General features: G+C 68.7%; 4 protein-coding genes, 1 tRNA gene and 1 pseudogene. 5 read left to right on the top strand and 1 reads right to left on the bottom strand.

The annotated features are described in order from the left end of the window. Both WCJ52_RS11800 and WCJ52_RS11795 read left to right on the top strand, forming a co-directional pair. A partial coding sequence (locus WCJ52_RS11800; RefSeq protein WP_336903504.1) for an efflux RND transporter permease subunit occupies positions 1–1,364 on the top strand: 1,364 nt, incomplete at its 5' end. Next, complete coding sequence (locus WCJ52_RS11795) at positions 1,339–1,593, top strand: hypothetical protein (protein WP_336903503.1); 255 nt, start codon at positions 1,339–1,341, stop codon at positions 1,591–1,593. The genes WCJ52_RS11800 and WCJ52_RS11795, both read left to right, overlap by 26 nt. Positions 1,594–1,689: 96 nt before the next feature. Here WCJ52_RS11795 and WCJ52_RS11790 read toward each other — a convergent pair. After that, a tRNA-Ser gene (locus WCJ52_RS11790) sits at positions 1,690–1,779 on the bottom strand. A gap of 121 nt (positions 1,780–1,900) precedes the next feature. On the opposite strand from WCJ52_RS11790, the gene WCJ52_RS11785 reads away from it, so the two are divergent. From WCJ52_RS11785 to WCJ52_RS11775, 3 genes and pseudogenes are all read left to right on the top strand, one after another. Beyond that, positions 1,901–3,238, top strand: a complete 1,338-nt coding sequence (locus WCJ52_RS11785) for an MFS transporter (protein WP_336903502.1) — start codon at positions 1,901–1,903, stop codon at positions 3,236–3,238. A 51-nt stretch (positions 3,239–3,289) separates the two neighbouring features. Beyond that, on the top strand, positions 3,290–3,946 hold the full coding sequence (tmk, locus tag WCJ52_RS11780; RefSeq protein WP_336903501.1) for a dTMP kinase: 657 nt from the start codon (positions 3,290–3,292) through the stop codon (positions 3,944–3,946). After that, positions 3,943–4,443 (top strand): annotated as a pseudogene (locus WCJ52_RS11775) (DNA polymerase III subunit delta'); the annotation flags it as partial. The gene tmk and the pseudogene WCJ52_RS11775, both read left to right, overlap by 4 nt.

Genomic DNA, 4,443 nt, shown 5'->3' with positions numbered 1-4,443 from the left:
AGGATCTGTTGGCGATACCCGAGGTCGCGACGGTCGAGCAGCAGATCGGGCGCGCCGAGGCGGGGGAGGACACCTTTCCCCCGCATCGCAGCGAATTCCATGTCGAGTTACGCCCGGTGAGCGGGGCCGGCGAGGACCGGGTTCTGGGCCGCATCCGAGAGGTTCTGGCGCAATATCCCGGCATCCAGAGCGAGGCCCTGACCTTCCTCGGAGACCGCATCAGCGAATCCCTGTCGGGGGAGACGGCGAAGGTTGCGATCAATGTCTACGGACCCGACCTCGACATTCTGGATCGGGTCGCTGCCGATGTGGCGCGCGCCCTGCAGTCGGTCCCCGGCGCCGCCGACGTACAGGTGAAGGCCCAGCCCGGCGCTCCGACCGTGAAGATCGCCCTGAACTCAGACCGCATGGCGCTTCGCGGTGTCGCCCCTACCGATGCCTATGACGCCATCGAAATGGCCTTCCAGGGCCGCACCGTGGCGCAGGTCACCGACGCCGATCGCATAACCGACGTGGCCATCTCCCTGCCGCCTGAGATGCAACGTGATCCAGAAGGCGTCGGGGCCCTGCTCGTGCGCTCGGCGGATGGTGCCACGACACCGCTGTCGGACATCGCCACCATTCGCTTGGGCGAGGGGCGCACCGTCATCAATCACGACGGCGGTCAACGTCGGCAGGTGGTCACCGCCAATCCCACGGGGGCGGACGTCTCCGGTTTCGTGCGCGACGCCCGCGCCAAGATCGCAAGCACCGTTTCACTCCCGCCGGGTGTGTTCCTCGAATATACCGGTGTCGCCCAGGGTCAGGCCGCTGCGGCTCGCCAGATCCTTGTCAATGTCGCGGCCGCATCGATCGGCATCCTCGCCCTTCTGGTGTTGGCTTTCGGAGGGGGCCGTCCTGCTGGATTGATCCTGGCGGGAACCCCGTTCGCGCTGGCAGGCGGCGTCGCCGCGGTGGCATTAACCGGCGGGGTGCTGTCGCTGGGCGCTCTGGTGGGTTTCGTCACGCTGTTCGGAATCTCTGCCCGCAACGCGATTCTCCTGATCTCCCACGTCGATCACCTGGTGAGCGATGAGGGCCAGCCCTGGGGACTGGCGACGGTGCTGCGCGCAACCCAGGAACGGGTGACGCCGATCCTGATGACCGCCCTGGTCACCGGGCTGGGCCTGGCGCCGCTCGCGCTCGAGGCCGGTCAATCCGGACGCGAGGTGCAGGGTCCGATGGCCGCGGTCATCCTCGGCGGATTGATCACCTCGACCCTAATGAGCCTGTTGCTCCTCCCCGCGCTCGTTCTCGCCTATCGCTATCCGCGGGGACAGACCCACGAGAAAAAACGCGATGGGCCTGCTACGGATCGAGGATGAAGCTGAGACGGCGGCCTTCGTCGTCGAGGCCCTCAGACTTCGTGGTCATGCGGTCCAGACCGTGGTGGATGGCCGGATGATCAAGCTGGCCGGGCGGGCCCCAGCTGGTCTTGAAAAACGGCTGCCGCAGGGGTGCCCATTGGCGGTGTCGCTCAAGGACCTGGCGGCAATTGCCGACCTGCCCTGGGCAGAGCAGGTTGCCGCCGCCCCGGTCGCTACAGGAGCCTGAATACCGCGCGACCTGCCGGGGTTTGCCGTGGATACAGACAGGCCCAGTGCGCCCAGGCGAAAACAGGGAAACCGAGACACCACCCCAGAGATTGAGTGGCGGAAGGGGTGGGATTCGAACCCACGGTGAGCTTTCACCCACGGCGGTTTTCAAGACCGCTGCCTTAAACCACTCGGCCACCCTTCCGGAGGGGCGGCTATAGCAGGGGGCTTTGCAGCCCGCCAGCGGGGCGCGATGAGCGCTGGACACTTCGGCCCTGAGCCGTCCACTGTGCCATTAACAGAACTGGCTCCGGGGAGGAGACGGCATGGGACCTGGCGCAGAGGCTGGCGGCGCGGCCGGCAGTGGCGTGGAAACGGCGACCCGAGGTGCCTACGCCTTCCTGGTCTTCATGATGGTGCTGAACGTCCTGAACATCCTGGACCGCCAGCTGCTGCCGACCTTTGGCCCGGAGATCAAGAAGGACCTCGGCCTGTCGAACGGCCAGTTCGGCCTGCTCACAGGCATCATGTTCACCCTTCTCTACGGGATCCTCAGCCCCTTCATGGGCCTGATGGCGGACGCCGTGCACCGGCCCCGGTTCGCTGCCTTCGGCGTGGGACTCTGGAGCCTGCTGACCGCCGCCTCGGGCCTGGCCAAGGGCTTCGCCTCCCTGGCCGTGCCGCGGGTCCTGATCGGGGTGGGGGAGTCCACCTTGACGCCCACCGCCCTGTCCATGATCGCCGACCGGTTCCCCTCCCGCCAGCTGGGCTTTGCCTCGGGCCTGTATTATGCGGGCGTGCCCCTCGGCTCGGGGCTGGCCTACCTTGTGGCGGCCTCCCTCGGACCCGTCATCGGCTGGCGCAACTGCTTCCTGCTGATCGGGGCCACAGGCCTCATCCTGGCGCTTTGCCTGTCCACCCTGCGCGAGACGCGGCCACCTTCGCCGCAGGCTGGGGAGGGGGCGCTGAAGGCTGTGAAGGGCATGCTGGGCCTCCTGCCCGAACTGATGGCGGCGCTGAAGCGCTCGCCCGCCCTGCTCCTGACCATCCTCGGCGGCATCGGCGTGCACCTGGCCGTGGGCGCGGCCCAGTTCGACACCATCTGGTGGAAGGAGGAGCTGAAGCTTGAGACCGGGCCGCTCTTCCTGAAGGTCGCCCTGATGTATGCCACCGTCGGCGTGGCCGGAAACATCATCGGCGGTGTCCTGGGCGACTGGTGGCTGAAGAAGACCGGCCAGGGCCGCTCCATGCTGATCGTTGTCATCCTGATCGCCATGACCCCCCTACAGTTTCTCTACCGGCTGACCGACCATGACGGCCTGATCTTCTGGCTGGGCATCGGCTCGGGCATCTTCCAGCTGGCGGCCATGTACGGCGGCGCCTATTCGACCATCCAGGAGCTGGCACCCGCCAAGGTCCGGGCCTCGGCGGTCGCCCTGTTCATCCTGGGTGTCAACGTTCTGGGCCTGGGGGTCTCGACCACCATCGGCGGCTTTATGGTCGACGCCTTCGCCAAGGCGGGCCGCGACCGGCCGATCACCGACATGATGCTGGTCATGACCGCCGCCTCGCTGATCGCCGTTCCCGCCTTCTACGTGGCGGCGCGGCGGTTCTCCGCAGATCGCGACGCTCTGCGGCGGTATGAGCGGGGCGAGGGGGCCTGACCTGCCCCCTGGGGGCTGGACGCGACGCGCCTGAGGGGTCATTCAGGCCCCATGAGCGGCGGTCTCTTCATCACCTTTGAAGGCGGCGAAGGCGTGGGCAAGTCCACCCAGGTCCGACGCCTGGCCGCGCGCCTGCAGGCCGCTGGCCGGGAGGTTGTCGTGACCCGGGAGCCCGGGGGCTCGCCGGGTGCCGAGGCCATCCGTAACCTGGTCCTGAACGGGTCGGCTGACCGCTGGAGCCCGGTCACCGAGACCCTGCTGATGTACGCCTCCCGCCGGGACCATATCGAGCGCACCCTGCAGCCCGCGCTGCAAAGGGGGGCCGTGGTGCTTTGCGACCGCTATGCCGACTCCACCCGGGCCTACCAGGGGGCGGCCGGGGGCGCAGATCCGGGCCTCATCGCGGCCCTTGAGCACTTTATCCTGCAGGATGTTCGACCGGTCCTGACCCTGGTCTTCGACCTCGATCCCGAGCTGGGCCTGGCCCGCGCCCTGGGCCGCCCGGACGCCGAGGCGCGCTTTGAATCCAAGGGCCTGGACTTCCACCGCCGCCTGCGCGCCGGCTTCCTGGCCATCGCCGCCGCCGAGCCGGACCGCTGCCGGATTGTCGACGCCAGCGGCGATCCCGACGCCGTCGAGGCCCGGGTCCTCGCTGCCGCCGGACCGGTCCTGGGGCTTGGCCCGGACCTGGGAGGCGGCGGGGCATGAGCGAGGCGCCGCTGCATCCTCGGGATGTCTTCGACCTCCTCGGGCAGGACGCCGCCGAGGCTGAGTTTGAATCCGCCCAGTCGCGGGGGCGCCTGCATCACGCCTGGCTGATCTCGGGTCCGGAGGGCCTGGGCAAGGCGACCCTGGCCTTCCGCATCGCCCGAAGCCTGCTGGGTGCTAGGCCGGACCCGGACCGGGGACGGCTGGGCGCAGGGCCACAGGACCCGGTCTCGCGGCTGGTGTCCCAGGGGGCCCATCCCGACTTCATGCTGCTGGACCGGACCGACTCCGACGGCAAGGTCCGTCGCGAGATCCTCGTGGATGAGGTCCGCCGCCTGAACACCTTCTTCTCCATGTCCCCCGCCGCCTCGCCCTACCGGGTGGCGATTGTCGACGCTGCCGACGACCTGAACCGCAACGCCGCCAACGCCCTCCTGAAGACCCTGGAAGAGCCGCCGGCGCGGGGGGTCCTGCTGCTGGTCTGCCATGCCCCGGGG

It is taken from the genome of Phenylobacterium sp. (assembly GCF_037138395.1).
Taxonomy (GTDB): Bacteria; Pseudomonadota; Alphaproteobacteria; order Caulobacterales; family Caulobacteraceae; genus Phenylobacterium.
The sequence above is the reverse complement of the archived record's forward strand: the minus strand, read 5'-3'. Positions and strand labels throughout refer to the sequence as shown.

What these genes read in the sequence shown, in the direction of transcription:
- WCJ52_RS11785 (WP_336903502.1), top strand. Translation starts at nt 1,901, where the DNA reads ATGGGACCTGGCGCAGAGGCTGGCGGCGCGGCCGGCAGTGGCGTGGAA.
- tmk (WP_336903501.1), top strand. Translation starts at nt 3,290, where the DNA reads ATGAGCGGCGGTCTCTTCATCACCTTTGAAGGCGGCGAAGGCGTGGGC.
- WCJ52_RS11795 (WP_336903503.1), top strand. Translation starts at nt 1,339, where the DNA reads ATGGGCCTGCTACGGATCGAGGATGAAGCTGAGACGGCGGCCTTCGTC.